10 protein-coding genes are annotated in these 17,865 nt (G+C 55.0%); 7 read left to right on the top strand and 3 right to left on the bottom strand.

What is annotated here, in order from left to right; translation table 11 throughout:
* Positions 1–29: 29 nt before the first annotated feature.
* The 4 genes from FXB40_RS26660 to FXB40_RS26675 all read left to right on the top strand — a co-directional run bounded on the left by FXB40_RS26660 (position 30) and on the right by FXB40_RS26675 (position 8,047).
* Positions 30–3,869, top strand: coding sequence for a condensation domain-containing protein (locus tag FXB40_RS26660; protein ID WP_187437160.1), 3,840 nt, complete (start codon positions 30–32; stop codon positions 3,867–3,869).
* A gap of 76 nt (positions 3,870–3,945) precedes the next feature.
* Positions 3,946–5,370 (top strand): alpha/beta hydrolase family protein, encoded by a 1,425-nt coding sequence (locus FXB40_RS26665; RefSeq protein ID WP_148775107.1) that lies wholly within the window; start codon positions 3,946–3,948, stop codon positions 5,368–5,370.
* A gap of 320 nt (positions 5,371–5,690) precedes the next feature.
* The gene (locus FXB40_RS26670; protein ID WP_148775108.1) at positions 5,691–6,497 is read left to right on the top strand and encodes a TIGR04325 family methyltransferase; all 807 of its coding nucleotides are present in this window, start codon (positions 5,691–5,693) and stop codon (positions 6,495–6,497) included.
* A 287-nt stretch (positions 6,498–6,784) separates the two neighbouring features.
* A complete protein-coding gene (locus FXB40_RS26675; RefSeq protein ID WP_187437161.1) occupies positions 6,785–8,047 on the top strand; it encodes a lipopolysaccharide biosynthesis protein in 1,263 nt (420 codons plus the stop codon).
* Between the two features lie 972 nt (positions 8,048–9,019).
* Here FXB40_RS26675 and FXB40_RS26685 read toward each other — a convergent pair.
* Positions 9,020–11,263, bottom strand: a complete 2,244-nt coding sequence (locus FXB40_RS26685; protein WP_148775110.1) for a polysaccharide biosynthesis tyrosine autokinase — start codon at positions 11,261–11,263, stop codon at positions 9,020–9,022.
* Between the two features lie 379 nt (positions 11,264–11,642).
* Here FXB40_RS26685 and FXB40_RS26690 point away from each other — a divergent pair, with 379 nt between their 5' ends.
* From FXB40_RS26690 to FXB40_RS26700, 3 genes are all read left to right on the top strand, one after another.
* Complete coding sequence (locus FXB40_RS26690) at positions 11,643–12,890, top strand: O-antigen ligase family protein (protein WP_148775111.1); 1,248 nt, start codon at positions 11,643–11,645, stop codon at positions 12,888–12,890.
* 137 nt (positions 12,891–13,027) lie between these two features.
* Positions 13,028–14,512, top strand: a complete 1,485-nt coding sequence (locus FXB40_RS26695; RefSeq protein WP_148775112.1) for a hypothetical protein — start codon at positions 13,028–13,030, stop codon at positions 14,510–14,512.
* A gap of 77 nt (positions 14,513–14,589) precedes the next feature.
* Positions 14,590–15,915 carry a hypothetical protein gene (locus tag FXB40_RS26700; protein ID WP_148775113.1) on the top strand — a complete coding sequence of 442 codons (1,326 nt, stop codon included), beginning with the start codon at positions 14,590–14,592 and terminating at the stop codon, positions 15,913–15,915.
* A gap of 30 nt (positions 15,916–15,945) precedes the next feature.
* Here FXB40_RS26700 and FXB40_RS26705 read toward each other — a convergent pair whose 3' ends face one another.
* Positions 15,946–16,344 carry a GtrA family protein gene (locus FXB40_RS26705; protein ID WP_148775114.1) on the bottom strand — a complete coding sequence of 133 codons (399 nt, stop codon included), beginning with the start codon at positions 16,342–16,344 and terminating at the stop codon, positions 15,946–15,948.
* A gap of 14 nt (positions 16,345–16,358) precedes the next feature.
* The gene (locus FXB40_RS26710) at positions 16,359–17,819 is read right to left on the bottom strand and encodes a UbiA family prenyltransferase (RefSeq protein WP_148775115.1); all 1,461 of its coding nucleotides are present in this window, start codon (positions 17,817–17,819) and stop codon (positions 16,359–16,361) included.
* Positions 17,820–17,865: the final 46 nt, after the last annotated feature.

Here is a 17,865-nt window from a genome sequence, read left to right on the forward strand (position 1 = left end):
CCATGCAAGGGGGTCTTGGTGCTCCGGGTATGTCGGCCAAACCCGAGGACGATGTCCTTGCGTTTCCGCTTTCCCCGGCGCAGAGGCGCATCTGGATTGATAACGAGCAGCGGCCGGACAATTCTGCATATAACGCCTCGTTCCGTTGGATTCTCGAAGGCTCCCTCGATCTCTCCGCGTTGCAACGGTGTTTCAATGAGATCGTCGCCCGGCACGAAGTGCTTCGCGCCACATTTGGCTTTGTAGATGGAGATGTTCACCAGCTAGTTGCACCGTCGCTTAGTTTGCTGATCCCGGTTACCGACCTTCGGCATCTGTCCGAGTCGCGACGAACGACTGAAATTGAGCGAATGTGTGCGGCCGAGGCTACACGTTTGTTCAATCTTGAAAGGGGCCCCCTGATCCGTGTCGGCTTGCTTCGTGCCGATCAGTCTCAATACGTTCTGATGCTGACCCTCCATCACATTATCTGTGACGGCTGGTCAATCGGGGTCATGATGCGGGAACTGCGAGAGCTCTACACGGCTATGGCCGAAAAGAGAGCCGTCGAACTCCCTCCACTTCCGATCCAATTTCCGGATTATGTCGTCTGGAGCGCCGAACGAGCTGAAAAAGAGCGCGAGAGGGAACTGCGCTACTGGACGCGCAAGTTTGAGGCCTATCGACCATTCAAGTTAGCGCCTGATACGCAAGGGCTTGGTGAGCGTACCAAGAAAGGCGCAATAATCTCGCGTCTGTTGCCGAAAAGTACGACAGATGCGTTGAAGGCGTTCAGCGAACGGTACGGCGGCACGATGTTCAGTACCACGTTCGCAGCGTGTGTTGCGATGCTGCATCGGTGCACCGGGGTGACTGACATTGCGATGTGGACGCCCCTCGCGGGCCGAAGTCAACCTGAACTCGAGAATCTCGTTGGGCTATTCGTTAATCAGACTGCAATTCGGGTGGATTTGTCGGACGATCCTAGCCTAACCCGGCTGGCTGCGCGCGTACGGGATGAGGTTTGGGAAGCGCTTGCTCACCAGGTCGTTCCATTTGAGAGTGTAGTTGAAGCACTGCCTGAAAATGACAAGCCGCGAGAAGAGCAGTTCTGTTCCGTCAATTTCGTCTGCCAGCGCGCATTCGGAGGAGCAGTGAACTCCGAGTTCGATTTTCCCGACGTTCGAGTCTCGCCGGTTCCGTCGAAGTCGTCAGGAGCCCTCTACGATCTTAATTTTTTCCTGGTCGAGCGAGCAGAGGGCTGGCGTTTGTCCCTTGAGTACAGCTCCGATCTCTATAGCGCCGAGACGGCCGATCGACTGATTGATGGCTTTGATAGCGTTCTCCGGATGATTGTCTCGAGCCCAGATATTAAGCTTTCGGAGCACGGCACTGATCTCAAGGAAACGTCGTCGTGGCTGCCCGAGAGCGAGGATGCATCGACCGAAGTCGCGACGTCACCGGAGGATAGTTGCGAGTTTTCCGCCAGCGTGAGTCAACTTCGATTCTGGAAACTCTCGCGGCTAAGATCTGATAGTGCTGCGTTCAATATGCCATCAACGGTCCGCGTTGAGGGCCCTCTATCGGTTGAGCTCCTCCAAGAAAGCTTGGTCGATCTTGTCGAGAGGCACGAAAGTCTTCGTACGACGTTCAGAGAACGAGATGGTGAGCTAACGCAAATCATATCGAGCGAAGCGAACTGCGAGTTGTATATCACCGATCTGCGGGAAGTGTCGCGGCAGTCGGGTTTCGATTTGGATAGTCTGCTCAGTGAGGAGGCGCAGGAGGTATTTGACCTCGAACGTGGACCTCTCGCAAGGGTTCGATTGTTTTGTTTGGAGGCCGAGTGCCACATCCTGATCATCACTGTACACCACATTATCTCCGACGGTTGGTCTCAAAGCATCCTGCAGCGGGAGCTTTGGGCCATATATGAAGCACTCGTGGGGAAGCGGTCTCATGACCTTGCACCACTTCCCATCCAGTATGCCGATTTTGCAGTTTGGCAGAATCAATGGCTCGAATCGGAGGAAGCCAGCCGGCATTTGGCCTATTGGATGAAGTCGCTCGTGGCACCGCTTCCCGTGCTGGATTTTCCGACCGACCACGCTCCTGGTCAGCGCCAGCAAGTTCGGGGTGCAATCGAGAGACTGCGTTTGGCGGACGGTCTGGTTGAACGACTAAAGGAGCGAAGCCGGTCGGCGAACATCACGATGTATATGCTGACTTTGGGAGCATTCGCCGTTTTGTTAGAGCGCTACACCGGTCAGCAAGATTTAACGATCGGATCTCCGAGCGCAAACCGCAGTTCGCAGACGGAGTCTGTAATCGGTCCGTTTTCTGGGCCACTTGCAATCCGGCTCGATCTGACGGGCGATCCGAGTTTGGTCGATGTTCTCACGCGCGCCAGCGACGTCGCGATGGATGCATTTGACCACGCCGTGCTGCCATTTGAAAGTATCATGGCCCGGCTTAAAATGAGATCCGTGCGGGGCAGAAATCCGCTGTTTCAATTCTATTTTCTTTATCAATCTGCATTTCTACAAGGGCGTGAGGCAGGAGGGCTCACGATCATCCCGTCTCCCTCCATCAGCGTAGGAAACCCGTTTGAGCTTCAACTCGCGATTATCGAACGTGATGGCGAAGTTTGGCTAAATGCTGAGTATGATCAAGGCCTGTTTGAGTCCGCGTCGATACGTGGCGTGCTTTCCTACTACCAATCGATCCTCGAAAAGATCGCCGAAGCGCCGAATGAACGAATATCGGGTCTGACGCCGCCTTACGTCCCGCAGAGGCTCAACCAGATCGCGCCTGCTCCGAGTCGGGCGTCGGAGTTTCTTGCTCCGCGAAATCTTGCGGAAGCGAAGCTCGTGGCGGTGTGGCAAAGGCTTTTCGACCTGCCGAGGGTTGGCGTCCGCGACGATTTCTTTGAGCTGGGTGGCCATTCGCTGTTGGCGGCATCGCTTGTCGCCGAGATCGAGAGGGAATTTGGCGTAAAGACCGATCTCTCAAAGCTAGTCGTTGATCGGACGATCGAGCAGATCGCCGCTGTCATAGCAGGTGGCACTGATGGTACGCATTCGTCGTTGGTTCCTCTTCGTACATCTGGGACCAAGATATCGCTCTTTTGCGTACATGGTGGTGGAGGGCATGTGCTCGCTTATGAAGAGCTGGCCAAAGCGCTACCTCACGATCAGCCAGTGTATGGACTTGCATCGCCGGAGCTTGATGGTGCTGAAAAAGCGATGACAGTTCCCGAACTCGCCAGACTGTACAACAGCGAAATACGTCGCATGCAAGCTGCGGGGCCATATCGAATATGTGGGTACTCGTTTGGGGGAATTGTCGCATTCGAAATGGCTGCGCAACTGATCGCGGAAGGAGAGGAAGTGCCGGTCCTCGTTATGTTGGACACGGGAAATCCCGGATATTATCGCAATCTGCCTTTCAAGGAGTGGTTTCGCTTCGCGATCGTTCGGGCCTGCGATCGAATGAAACGCTACTATCGCCGAGTCGCAGATCGCAAGGCGGACGTCGCCATCTCGAGCGCATTCTTCTTCTTGCGGAAGAACGTGCGTCTGCAATTGTGGACCATCGTACAGCGGGCCGCGCGTCTGGCACATCGGCCGATGCCGATGCAATTGCGAGATAACTTGACGATGTTCAAGGCTGTATCGAGATCCTACCGGCCAAAACCGATTTCGGCGCAGATTATCCTCTTTAGGGTTGAGGGGCGTGACCCCGAGTATGACCTCAATAAATCTCTCGGGTGGGAACGGGTCGCCTCGAAAGGTGTCAGCGTCAATTATGTACCTGGTGATCACCTGTCGTTTCTGCACCAGCCAAATGTCTCTAAATTGGCAGAGCAGCTGAAAAGGTATCTTACTTAGCTATAATAGTCCGGCTGGCCGGCGGTCTGGGGGCTGACCGCGGGGCGAAGAACGTGGTTGCCGGGAGGACAGGCGGATGCGAATTTTCGAGCTTACGGCTACCGTTGCACTGATTGCTTATCTTCTCTGTCAACTCTCGCCACATCGCGACGGCTATCCATGGCTCTCTGGCCTGCTGTTCCTCTGCATTCCGATCGTTGTGCTGCATGGACTGCTTGAGGGCGCGCGATGGCAGATGCTTCCCATCTATGTTGTGTTGATCCTAGGCCTGTCTTGGGAAGCTGCGCTACAGTGGACGATGGACACACAAGCGCAGTACGTTGTCAGTTGGAGCGCGCTATGCTGCGTCGGAATCGGAGTTCTCCTCAGTACCATATTTCCTGTGTTCGAGCTTCCTTCGCCGACCGGTCCCAATCCCGTCGGGACCAGTATCCGGCACTTCGTTGATGGAAACCGAGGGAATTCTGCTGATCCTCGTGGTCCACGAGAGTTGATGGTGCAGATCTGGTATCCGGCGGATCGCTCCTTCAAGGGGAAGCTGGCCAAGTACCAGCAGAGAGAAAGCACGGCGGCTTGGGACGCACGTTTCTCGCTGGTGACAACGCATTCCATCATTGACGCGACGATGGCGAGGTCAGAGACGCGGTACCCTGTCTTGCTATACGTGCCTTCCTGGAACGGCATGCGAACTGAGAACACTCATCTGGCCGAGCAATTGGCCAGTCAGGGCTACGTTGTTGTCGGAATCGACCATCCCTATGGTTCATATGCAACTGTTCTTCCAGATGGTCAGGTGATCAAGAGCAAGTTGCTGGATGAAGACTTCTACGCGACAGAAGCCTCGTTCAATCGATTTCTGAAGACCGCCGAGACGGAGATACGAACCAGGGCCGAAGATGCACGATTTGTCGTGGATGCGTTGGAGGAGCTTGACGCGGCGGGACCAACCGAGCCGTTTGCGCATCGCCTCGACCTGAATAGCGTCGGGATATTTGGTTTCTCGCTCGGAGGAGGTGTTGCCGCGCAGACCTGCTGGCTCGACCGAAGGTTCAAAGCATGTCTGAACATGGATGGCTTTATGGCTTGCGAATCCTTGGAGCATGGGGCGATCGCTCCGCTGTTCTTTATGAGCGAGATCGATCCAGTCCCGGCTGACGGGCTCGAGCAGCTTAGTCTATCGAAGCGTCGCGAGAAGGCGTTGGATTGGGAGCAATTCGCCCAGGCTCGGAAGCTGTTTTCGACATTTGGAGGATATTGGCTGACAATCAAGCCATCAAAACACTTCAATTTCTCAGACTACGTATTTTCGTCTCCAATACATTTCTTCAGCCGCTCTGGAGCGATTGATCCCACCAGGGCAGCCCGAACCATAGACCGGTATTCATTTGCGTTCTTTGAATTGTATCTGAGAGGGGGTAACCAGCCATTGCTCGATAAAATGATCCGCGATTCCGCCGAAATCCGCTTTGAAAAGGTAGCCCTAGTTCCAGAGAGGCAGTGATAGTTCTCTTGTGTGGGTCTGCGAGGGTTGCTGAGTCGGCGAGCTCAAAACGTTCTCGAAAACGGCAGTCTTGTGAGTTAACCAAGATTGAGTTTAGGTCACCCGATGATGCCAGGTGGTCGGTATCCTGCATAACCGAAGACGGGCGGATATTTCACGAGTCCGGATAGCATTGCTCCGCGTCGAAGCTCGTCCCGATGTCCTGACGCGATCTCGTATTGCGCACCAAACATGGTGGTAAAAGTGCCGGAGTCAATGCGACGTAGACTTTGATAACTTCTTCCCACACAACCATATTTGCGCAATGCTGAAAAATATTGATGCCTAAGTTACCAGCAACGTTACAGCACACTGTTTCCACGCGTCCGGTCTTGTTTGCCCGTGCGGCTGTCGGTCGCCTGCTCGCCTTGGTCAGATCTTCCTACCTGAGGCACCGGGGAGCTTACGCATCATTTGATGAAGCGATCGCGGCTGTCCGGCCCGGAGCGCTTGTAGGATATGACAATGACGAAGTGGTCATGCATTCCTTCGAATACATGTCGGAGCTCAAGCTCGAGGATTACCCCGTCCTGTTCTGGCTAAATCGCCTCTTACCCAGGGTGGATACTGTTCTAGACGCGGGCGGTCATCTTGGCACCAAATACCGAGCTTTCAGCCGGTATTTGGAGTTGGAAGGGACGATCGATTGGATCATCTATGATTTGCCAGCCATCGTCCGCGTCGGACGTCAGTTTGTGGATGAGGGCAAGTTGCGTGGGCCTACATTTATTGGCGATTTGTCTGACGCTCCCGATGCAGATGTTTTGCTCGCTTCCGGGCTGTTGCAGTACCTTGATGTTCCGTTCGATACTTTCCTAAAGAGGCTACCGGCGCTGCCGCGACATCTGCTTTTGAACAAGGTCCAGACGCGTGAAGGTCCTACCGTCGTAACGCTTGAAAACTTCGAGTGTGCCGAAATTCCCTATCAGATTCGGGATAGAACGGAGTTTCTAACGACCCTTGGGACGCTCGGTTACGACGTGATAGACGAGTGGTTGATTCCGGGCCTCTCCCGGACTATTCAAACTCACCCGCATTTGGGGCGTTCAACTAGTCGCGGTTATTATGCAAGGTTACGCGTGACCTAAGCAGTTTTCTTCGCGACAGAGCATTCGGAAGAGACATGAATTTGCAGGGTAATCTGGTGTGGATGCTGCATTGCTGAATGAATAGCGACAGATTAACGTTGGAACAGGCGCGGGCTTGGGATGATCGAGAGTCTGATGTGGGCGGTCAGTCTTCATATCGAATCCCGGTAATTCTGGGCGCCGTCACCAGCCGAGCGCGCTAAGGGTGTGGTCTTCGCTATATTGTTGATACTAGAAAATATTGAAAAATGTCTCGCGTTGCAAAGTATCTTCGACCGAAACTCCCAATGGTCCGGCTTGTCGCCGGCTCGATCGGTAGTTTGGCCATTGGTGTGCTTGCACAAGCTGCGGCTTTCGTAATTCTTGCCCGCTCCTTGGGCGCCGCTCAGTTCGGCGAATTGACGACGATCAGCGCCGTGACGGCGCTGGCGAATGCGTGGTGCGGGCTTGGTCCAGGCGAAGCGTTGCGTCGAATCGCCAGCCGCGACTCAGGGAGATATGCTGAGGCACTCGGCCATACCCTCCTGATGATCCTCCTCACAGGTGCCGCGCTGACCGTGTTGGTCGTCGGAGGCATGTTCTTTGCCGCAACTGCGGACGCAGGTAATCTGTCGATATGGTTGCAGATTCTACTGCTCCTCGTGCCCACCAACGTGGTATTTCCGTCGTTCTTCAACTTGGTTGAGAACATCTTTTTGGCCCGCGGAGATTTCAGGACGGCCAATCTGGTAAACAGCGGGACCGGGGTAGCACGCGCTCTCGCTGCACTCGCTGCTTGTGGCTACTTCGGTGTAACTTCGCTGCAGGTCTGGGCGTTATGGTGGGCGTCTATCCACGTCGCCCTCGGCCTTACCTGCGTCGCTTTAATCTGGCGTTTTGGACGGCCGCACTGGGGTGTACTTCGTCGGGAGGTCTGGCTTGGGGGCAGTCTAGCTCTTTCCAGCTTCCTTATCATGCTCCGGCATAGCGTGGACGTTCTTGTGTTGAGTGCTATCGCTTCGCCCGATTTTGTCGGCGTATATGGTGCAGGCCGCCGATTGATAGGCGCAGCACTGGTTGTGCCAGGTGCGTTTGATCGCGTCATCTACGGCAAACTAGCAGTTGCTGGCCGGGATGGACCGCTCGCGAGCCTTGCCCTTGCAGCAAAATATCTTCCCTATTCGGTCGGGATTAGTGCCGCGACCAGTATCTGCCTTTTCCTGATTGCGCCTTATATGTCGTTCGTGTTTGGCCAAGCGTTCGTAGCAGCCTCTGACGTCGTTAGAGTTCTCGCGTGGACGGTGATTCCGACCGCCATTCAGTTTCTCGCCTTCGACGCCTTGAATGCTGCAGAGCACCACAGGATATCGACCGTCGTAAGCGGTGTGACAAACACAGTTGGTGCGGCGATGGTGGTCTTGCTTGGCGTGATCTATGGCACGTCCGGCATCTACGCCGCTCTGTACTTCTCGGATTTCTCGCGTGGTGGAGGGCTTTGGGGCGCTCTCAATCTGGCGGCGCGCCGTCAGCGGCACCCGGAAGCCAGCCCGGTCGTAGCTGGCAAATCGTGATGAGCTGAAGGGCGGGGGATAGACCGTATCTTGCACCATTGACGCTTCGATGCACGCAAATGCGCATTCCACCGCTCAATTTAGGCGACCTGCTTGGCGTGTCCGAGCCGTCGGACCAATCTTTGTGTGGCGGCAAAGCTTGATCTTGCGGTTGGAACCATAAGTACGAGTTCGCAGCGCAACTGGCGCGTCAGCTTGAGGCATTTTCCGGATCTGGACGCCGATGGAAGTGAATCGACGAAGACATGACGCGGATCGTCGCGCGGATTCTAGCGATCGGCGACTCGGTCTATTTGATGGCGCGTCGGCACGGATTGCCACCACAGGGATTGGTTGGCCGGCGACGCCAGTTGCGAGAAGCAGCCAGAGGTTAGCCCGAAGCGGACGAAATGCAGTTTATACCCACGGTTATAGATTACGCGGTAGCGGTGCCCGCTCGTGATCCGGACCTGGGTCGGCGCGCGGAGGGTCTCGTTGTAAGGCCAAGGTGGGCGCCTGGATCGTCAACATCGAAGTTGACGGCAGCACGATCTGGGCTGGTCGTGGCGCAGACACGAAGATGATTGAGACGATCATCCAGACAATGGAAGCCAGCCGATGATCGGCCCGTCACGGGCGGTCCAGGTGATAGTGGCGACCAATTCGGTAGACTTCCGCAAGGAGATGGAAGGGCCGGCGATCCTGGTGCCTGAGAACATGCTGGCAGGTACGGGCAGGTCGAAGCACGGAACCGTTGGATCGAACGTCCTCCCGCCGTCTCACCACCCCGGTCCTCGGGACCGAAAACCTGAGAGGAACCGCTGTCTACGTCGCGTGCGCGTCAGCTTTCGGTGCTTGGGTGAATCCTTTGGGAAGCGTGCTATCCCACCAAGCTATTTCGTCGACGGTTCGGAACCCCATAGGTGGCATAGCCATCTCGCCCGTCTAGACGAACACCGAGATTATTCGGCCAAAGGCCGCAAACTCCGATGGCTAATGCGTATACCCGTATTGCGCATAGTGCTTGTTGACGTAGTAGCTCTTGTTCTCACCGTCGTACTTGTGAAGCCTATCCATGTCGACTTTGTTCAAGATGACCCCGAGGGTATTCTCCAAAATGCCGGGTGCTCGGCCGAGCGCATGCTCGACGACATCGATCTTGGTGCCGCCCCATTCAACAACGTACAGATAAGCGTCGATGAGGTGAGTTGTCGCCTTAGCATCAATTACGGGTGCCAGAGGTGGCAGGTCGACAATGATGTAAGCGTACTCATCGCGCAGTTTGTCGATGAACGACTTCGTAAGTTGCGCGCCCATGATCTCGTTACTTTGCACGAAGAGACCATTGGTAATCGTGGGTAGGAACGAAAGGTATTTTGTCTGGTCGGACCACATAGCATCCGCGAGCGACGTTCTTCCCGAGATAACGTCAAGGAAGCCAATGTTTGCTTGGGACGCCAGTGTCCGAGTCAGGGCTGGATTTCGAAGGTCGAAATCCAGCAGAATCACCTTTGCTCCGGCGGTCGCTATCGTAAGCGCAAGGGAGGCTGCAACCGTGGATTTACCCTCTCTGGGAAGCGACGAGGTCAAGCCAATGACTTTCGCTCCTTTGCCTGGGCAATTGAGATCGATCGCCAGCTTTATGGAGCGCATTGCCTCTGCGTAGCTCGAAAGTGGAGCATTAATGCCGGCCCATGCAGGCCCCTTCGACCGCACGAGCCGTCGTCCTCCTTCCGGTACGAGCGGGGGGGCTGGATTGGTCTCGGCCTCCTGTTTCCAGAGCGGCACCAGTGTAATGCAATCTTTATGTAACTGCCGCTCGACTTGGCCAACGCTGCGGAACACGTTGTCGGTGAACTCGCGAACAAAGGCCAGCGCAAAACCAAAGGAGACCCCTATGCCGAAAATCGCAGCGGCAATCTTGAATGGAGTCTTGTACTCGCGATCGAGAGCGGGAGCCGCGCGCGTGATAACCCTCGCCTCAGTAACTGGAAATGACTTTTGCTCGACTGATTCGAGATATCGCTTGTTCAGATTGTCGTAGAGCTCCTTCGTGCTCGCTGCCGTACTCTCGAGTTCGCGCAGCCTGACCTGATTGCGGCTCGATGATTCCGACTGGGAGACTGCTTGGGCCACTTCTGTCTCAAGGCCCTTTTCCTTACGGAGCGCGAGATCATAGTCGCTCTTGAAGGCCTCGCCGACCCTGCGAAGCTCGTCAACCATGGCAGAGCGCACCTGTCTGGCCTGATTGTGCAAATTGATCACTGCGAGATGGTCGCTTCCAAACTTGGCCGACCACTCCTTTTCTCTGGTTGTGAGGTCGATAAGCTGGGCTCGCAATTTCGCTATCGTGTCGTTGATCGGAACATCGGTGACCAGAGTATTGGCATTGTCGGCGGACAGTGCGGATTGGACGACGGCGTTCACGCGATCAAGCCGTGCCCTCGCTTCGGACGTCTGGCCTCGGGCCGTCAGTAACTGGCTATTGAGCTCGGTGAGCTGTTGCTCGCTCATCAGCCGTCCACCGGTGTCAACAATGTTGTTCTTGGCCTTGAACTCTACGACCGAACGTTGAGCGACCATGGTCTGCTCACGCGTATCCTTGACGCGCCCCTCCAGCCAAGCGCTTGCTTGCCGTGTCGCCTGGTACTTTGAATCGAGTTGATCGGCGATGTACGCGTCTGCAAACGCATTGGCAAACTGCGCCGCTTGTTCACCATCGCGACTGTCGTAACTGATCTCGATGATCCATGCGATTCCGAGACGTTTGACCGTGACATGTTTCTGGAGGACCGCGACGAGTTGCCGAGTGTATTCAAACTCTGTCAGCTGCTTCGATGACCCGAACAGGCCGCCCTGCGAAGCCGGAATGTTGTCCGCCAGATGCAGCTTCTTGATGACCTCTAGTGCCAGTTTCTCCGATTTTATGATCTCGAGCTGGCTTTCGACTGCCGATGAGGTGTCGATGATCAACTCGCCAGCAGGCTGAAACAGCTGGAACTTGGTCGTATCGATGCCTACCGTGGCAGTGGCCTTATAGGACGGGGGTGCGAATAGAAGATAGAGCCCGGTCGCACCCGCGGCGAATAGTCCTGCGAGTCCGAGCACCCAAGCCTGACGGCGCAGAAATCCAAGTACCGTCTGGATATATTGAGCTGCCGAGCCTGACCCCGGAGGTAAATTTGCCAATTCCGGCTCAAACGAAGAAAGTTGACGATCTTTGCTTACGTGAAGCATCAAATAATCCAAATTAACTGCTACATGGCCGATATGGATTTAAATCTAGCACGCTTGTGGGACTTCTTCCATCAGGAACCCGGCTCCTTCGTCGATATGGATGTGATCTGTCCGTTAAAGTTAAAGCATTGAAATAGTGCCGGAAATTCTATTAATTCTTGAATTTGATGGCGGCGCGGCGTAAAGCTGCAGGGATTTTGTGCGGTGCCGACGGGCCGGCTCCACGGCGATGTGTTGGGACGAAGCCCTTTCGGGAAAAATCGGAATGCCTGGATTGCTAACTCGCCGAATGGACATTGTCGCTGGCCCGACGTCGTCACCCTCAAACCTTGGTCAGCCATTCGGTGCTAGGCGGCCCGTGGCGCAGGCGTCAGGACCAGTGCAATTCCTGCTAGGCGTCTTTCTGGTCTTCTATTTTCCGGCGTTTACCGTTCAATTGGCCATGGATATGACCACGGGCCGCTGGATTGGCTCTCCCGTACTTCAAATCATAACGATTGGCTCGGAGTTGTTTGTCTTCGCGACTATTCTCGTTTCACGGCCCACAAGAACGCTTCTCTCTCGATCTTGGATGATCTGGGTGCCGATTATAGTTTCGTTCGCCTCCGCAGCCTGGTCTTACAATCGGTTTGCCACAGTTCAGTCCGCCAATACCTATATGACAACGGCTTTGCTCGGGCTGGCCATCGCGGCGCTGCTGCCTGGCTTCCAATCGATTAGATTCGTCGTGAGGACGATGGCGATTGGATGTCTCTTGAGCATCCTGTGGGTGCTCTTGTTCCCGGAGACGGCCATTCATCAATTGACCGACCCGTATCAAACCGTCCACGCAGGCCTCTGGCGGGGAGTATTCAGCCACAAGCAGGGCCTGGGTTATTTTTCCGGGCTGACTCTCGGACTTCTGTTATTCTATCGTAGTTCAATATTTCCGGCGCCGGTGTGTGCATTCTTTGTGGTCTGTAGTGCGATTTCTCTGGTTGGCTCCCAATCCGCGACCGGGATGGTCGCCGCGTTGATCACGCCTGCGTTCCTGTACATGGCGAATTTTGTAGCCCGCCTGCCGTTTCCCCTTCGGACGCCGATGTTCGTAAAGTTTGCGATTGCCACTGGCCTGATCGCGCTCGCTTTCCGTTTTGGTATTCTAAACTATGTGATTGTCGCAATCCTTGGAAAGTCAACAGATCTTAGTGGCCGGGCGGATTTTTGGCCGATCATTCTGCAGGCCTTCTACGCCTCGGGTTACAGTATGCTTGGGGGAGGTTTCGGCGCGAACGTCTCGGCGAATATGTCGGAATGGAGCGTGGATAACGGTTATCTCGACAAGTTCATTGAGTTTGGCTACGTTTTCTCTCCGATAATTTTTGGAGTATTCGTTGCGATTTTGTGGGGAGCAATCCGTCTGGTGATTATGAACCCAGCGGATCAGGTTCGCACTAACATCTTCCCTTTCGGGATTTGGGCAGTCACGCTGGTGTTGAACGTGACCGAAAGTAATTTCATGGCGAAATGCCTAACCACCATTCTTACGTCGATCATTGTCGCGCTCATGATCCAGCAATCGCAATTGATTCCTCACGTCAGATCTGCTCGAAAAGGTCGGCCGACTGCGTCGCTGCGCCGAATTTAAGTTACGAAGTTCTTTAGGTTCGTTCTCCGTATGGAATAAGTCCTATGCCCCCAAATTCTTCCAGTTTCGATCGGAGCGTTGTTGCACCCGGTACGTTCAGTGATTGGCGGGCAAAATATACATCTTCGCAAGTTGCCGTGATCGCATTTCTGGCGATCACCTTCCTTTGTGGAATTGTTGCGTGCGTCTACGCGCGAGGACATTTCGGATACACCCTTGACGATCCATACATACATTTGGCGTTGGCGGAGCGTTTGGCGGCGGGTCATTACGGGATCAATCTCGGCGAGCCCGCGTCGCCATCATCAAGCATTCTTTGGCCATTTCTTCTGATTGTCGGAGCGGGTACGCCCTGGCACCAGTACTTGCCGTTCGCCATCAACGTTGTTTGCGGCGTGATAACGGCTGCATTGATCGGTATCGTGGTCGATGAGAGTTGGTTGAAGACTGCCTCTTGGTCTGTATCGAAACGCTGCGCAGTCGCGCTTCTCTTTGTCGTGATCGGCAACTTGAGTGGCCTTGCGTTTACGGGGCTCGAACACAGTGCGCAGGTCCTCATAGCTTCGATTTGCGCATTTGGAATAATCGAGGCATTGTTCGAGCGGCGAATTCCGCTTTGGTGTCTGTTCTTCGTGGCGCTGGGGCCGTCGATCCGTTATGAGATGTTTGCGCTTGTCGCGGCTATGGTCATCACGTTGGCTGGAATGCGCCAATGGCGAGCCGCTTTCTTCCTAGGAGTGGGAAGTCTAGTCGTCCCGGCCGTCTTCAGCTTGTTCCTTCTTTCTGCAGGTTTGCCCGCGCTTCCGAGTTCGGTCATCTCCAAAGCTAGCGGCTGGGGTGGCTGGACCGGATTGTTCGCCGGCGCAAGTCAGGGCGATTTAATTCGCATTCCTTTTGCTTGTTTGATTGCGGGCATCCTATTTGAAATCGTAAGCGTCCCAGCCACAAAACGGTGGCCGCTGATTGGTGCGCTCCTTGGGCTGGGCTTGCAATTGTTTGCCGGGAGATTTGGAGGGTTCTTTCGATACGAGCCGTACGCGATGGTTTTTGGTGCGCTCATCTTCTTCAGGGCAATTCCCCTGTCCTCCAGCGGGAAACTCGGAGAACGCACCGTGCTACCGGTCATAGCGACGGCAATTCTGCTCTTTTGTGCGTTGCCCTATGCGATCGGCATTTCTCGAATACCGCGGGGCGTTCAGAATATTTATGAACAGCAGTATCAGATGCACCGATTCGTCGATGCATTTTGGGACAAGAATTTTGCAGTAAACGATCTCGGGTGGGTGAGCTATCAAGTCGATCCTCGCAGGTACGTGCTCGACCTCAATGGATTAGCATCGCCCGAAGCCTTGCTGCGGGCTCACAAGGACAGCGCCTGGCTCGATGAGATTGTGACGAGGAAGAACACCCCTCTGGTAATGATCTACCCCGACTGGTTCGAAGGAATTCCAGATACCTGGGTGAAGGTGGCGAGCTTGGATCTCTCCGGCCCGCGAGTAAGTCCGGCGCGCAGTGAAGTGGTGTTTTTCGCCACCGGGAAGGATGCCGCTGACGACATAAGAGCGAAGTTGAGAAAGTTTGCTCCGACTTTGCCGGCGGATGTGGAGATGCACATCCAATAGAAGAAAGGTGCCCTTTTTTGGGTGCACGAATAACGCCAGGCAATTGTTGAATTCAAATCATTTTCGGACGGAACTGTATGCTCCAACTCACCCGGCAATTGCGTTTGCGGTCGTTCCATGTCTCCAACCCGTCGACGTTGCGAGTTGGCATGCTGTTGGTGCTATTGTTCGTCAGCATTCACACCTCCCTGTTCTTATTTGACTTGGCCAACCCCACAGCCTTTCTTCGCGGCGATCGGGCGATTGATCGGCTTCAGCACATCGATCAACTGATGCAGGCCGACTCGCGAGCAGCGGTGGCAAACGTTGCCTTGAATTCCGGCGTCCCCGGTGATTTTCTTCAGCACGCTGTGTTGTATTCGGTTGGCGGTCGCAAGCTCGTTATCGTTAGCCAGATCGCTTTGGGGGTCCTTACTCTCATTTCGGTATACTTCTTCGTTGCGCGGATCTCCGATGATCTGAAGGTCGCTGCTGTGGCAGGGGCACTCGTGATCATGATGCCGGGGGGCCTGCTAAACCCTCATTTGCTGGCGACCGAGGCTTGGTTCACCTTTCTTCTAGTGTTCGGCACAATCTGCGTTTGTCTGGCCGTTGGCCGGTCGCGACAGGCTTTGTTGCCGGCCAACTTCCATTTGGTCTATGCTGGCTTCGCTTGTTTGGGGCTTGCCTCTTCTATCCGGCCGCAGGGGTTGCTTGTCCCGTTGGCCATAGCTGTCTTCCTCGCAGTCATGTTTCCCAAGGTGCGCGGGTCCTCGTTGCTGGCGGCACTGCTGGCGTATGCGGTTTTCCCAATTTCATGGATGATGCTGAGGCTCCTTTTTACGGGAGACTTTGGTCTCGGTCCTTCAAATGCGGATTTTCAAACAAATCTGGCGTTCCGCGCAGATCGCATCCTGTCATTGCCAATGGACAGCACGGGACGCCTTGGGCTGCTGCCATTTGTCAAATTGTCCGTCGCTCATCCGTTGGCGTTTCTCAACACACTTTACACCGATGCGTTCAATTTGGTTCTGAACCCTGGCGCGAACCACATGTTCGGTTATTATCTGGGCTTGGGCGAAACGCCGGATGGCTTCTCGTGGCTTAAGACGAGAGATCAACTCGGTATTGCAGGTGTTGTTGCTGAGCTGTTCAAGCGAAATGGTCTGCTCGTAGCGCTGTTCGCGATTTGGACGATTATTCACGCGGTTGTACTTTTCGGAGTTGGCAGAGCAGGCCTGACCATTCTTCGTGCGCATCGTGGAGCGCCGCCATGGATCTGGATTGTCATGATAGTGATCGCGACCACCTTGATGTCCGGATTTGCGGCCGGTCTCTTGAGATGGAATCTTCGGTCCGGAGTGGAGCCGCTTCTCGCGGTCTTGGCAGCTTACGGCCTATTGGGAGTAAGGCCGCAAGCGTAGTTCGCTGAGAGTGAGGGGACCCCGATCGCGTTAGCCGGCCTTTCGAAACACGAAGGCCCGGTCCAGCGCGTATTTTGCGGCATAGCCGATCGCCAAGCCTAAAACAGCGCCGCTATATTTTGCGCGCTCGGATTGCCAAATATGCAGAAAGGATAGCTCGGTTGCCCAAAACATGACCGTCGTCGCCACCCCAGATGCGCCGTAAAGCACTATCTTCTTCAGCTCCGTCGCAGATGCGGCGTACTGGTCTTCAAATATCCAGCGCTTGTCCAGGACATATTTGATCGCGAATCCTGCGGCAGTTCCTGAGAGCATCGACAATATGAGCGCCGATTCAGATGTCGACACCTGAATGACCAACCTTTGCACGGCTAGATTGGCGAGGGTCGATAAAGCTGCGAACAGCAGATAGCGGACGGCGACGGTCATCGTTGATGATGGTGTCACATGGCGCAGAGGATAAGGACGCAAACAACCAAGCCCGCCACGAGACTATTCTTGTCCCGCAGTGCGAATGCGATGGGGTCGTCGTCCATGTGCCGTCGATGCGCCATCATGAGGGCCCGGCTGATCCAATATAGAAGCACCGGGCAAATTAGCCAAAGCAGTTCGGGACGCCGATATAGGGAATGGACGGCATCGGACGAAATGTAAAGCGCGAAGACCGTAATCGCGTTGAAACCGGCGGCCGCAGCGAGTCCCGCGACCACATCGAGGTCAGCGAGCTTGTAGTTGCGGTTCTCGGGCTCGGGAAGGCCCGAATCCGTCCGCACTGCGAGTTCGACGTAGCGCTTGATCAGCGCCAAAGCCGTGAAGAAGAACATTGAGAACGCAAGCAGCCATTCCGAAAACATGACCTCGACCGCGACTGCACCGGCGACGAGACGGACGACATAGAGCATCGCCAATGCGATCACGTCCACAAGCATCTTTCGCTTGAGCACAAATGAGTATGCCGTCGTCAATGCGAAGTACCCCAGAAGGACGGCGACGAATTTCAGCGAGACCAGTGATCCGACCAACACGGATGAAGCAAACAGGATCGGGGCAGCAATGATGCCTTCCGATGTCGGAATCGCGCCACTTGCGAGTGGGCGATTTCGCTTGGTCGGATGTCTTCGGTCCGCCTGCAGATCAGCAAGATCATTTAGGAGATAGACGCTTGAGGCGCACAGAGAGAAGGCGACGAAGGCGAGCACCGCCTCTGCGATCACTCCCAGAGAAAATTTGTGGGCTAGTAGGAGAGGAACGAAAACCAGGACGTTCTTTGCGTATTGATGAACGCGTAGCAACTTTGCCCAGGTTCGCCAGTTCGGCCGGTCGGCCGGCAAATGCTCGGTCTCTATCCCAAGCTGATCAAGGGCGCGTCTTACGGCCGCGGGAGTTCGAATAGAGATAGCTTGGGCGGCTTTGGCCCAGACAGGAAGATCGGCTTTGTCGTTTCCGATATAGTCGTAGCCTCCCTCCCCAAATTCGCTGACGAGGAGTTCGGCCTTCGCTTCTGCAGTCAGATTGACTGTTTCATTCGACGCGTACCACCCCGAGAAAATTCCAAGATGGTCTGCAACCGCCTTAACCAGGCGCTCGTTGCTTCCTGATGCGAGATAGACCGGGCGTCCTGCATCTCTAGCGCTCTCGATTCTTGCCAGTACCGCCGGTTCGTAAGGAAGTGCCGCCGGATCGAAGGAGGCCGACTGAGCCAACTCATGCTTCAGTGCGGCTTTGCCCCGACGGAGAGCGACGCTGAGACTGAGAAGCGACCAGGGATCTCTCCCAAACTCGGAAAAGCTGGTTTCAATAAGAAGATCGGTCCTCACTAAGGTGCCGTCGAGGTCGACCACCAAGGGCTTACCTGGGCCGGAAGAAGCGGGGGCCTCGATCGGGTGCGGCGCTGTAGTTAACATCGCATGTCAACCTTCAAAAAAACTAGCGGATAAAAATTGTTTGAAA

Source organism: Bradyrhizobium rifense (genome assembly GCF_008123425.1).
GTDB lineage: Bacteria > Pseudomonadota > Alphaproteobacteria > Rhizobiales > Xanthobacteraceae > Bradyrhizobium > Bradyrhizobium rifense.

Coding starts and splice junctions, on each gene's coding strand:
- FXB40_RS26660 (WP_187437160.1), top strand. CDS start 30: ATGTCGGCCAAACCCGAGGACGATGTCCTTGCGTTTCCGCTTTCCCCG.
- FXB40_RS26665 (WP_148775107.1), top strand. CDS start 3,946: ATGCGAATTTTCGAGCTTACGGCTACCGTTGCACTGATTGCTTATCTT.
- FXB40_RS26670 (WP_148775108.1), top strand. CDS start 5,691: ATGCCTAAGTTACCAGCAACGTTACAGCACACTGTTTCCACGCGTCCG.
- FXB40_RS26675 (WP_187437161.1), top strand. CDS start 6,785: ATGGTCCGGCTTGTCGCCGGCTCGATCGGTAGTTTGGCCATTGGTGTG.
- FXB40_RS26685 (WP_148775110.1), bottom strand. CDS start 11,263: ATGCTTCACGTAAGCAAAGATCGTCAACTTTCTTCGTTTGAGCCGGAA.
- FXB40_RS26700 (WP_148775113.1), top strand. CDS start 14,590: ATGCTCCAACTCACCCGGCAATTGCGTTTGCGGTCGTTCCATGTCTCC.
- FXB40_RS26705 (WP_148775114.1), bottom strand. CDS start 16,344: ATGACCGTCGCCGTCCGCTATCTGCTGTTCGCAGCTTTATCGACCCTC.
- FXB40_RS26710 (WP_148775115.1), bottom strand. CDS start 17,819: ATGTTAACTACAGCGCCGCACCCGATCGAGGCCCCCGCTTCTTCCGGC.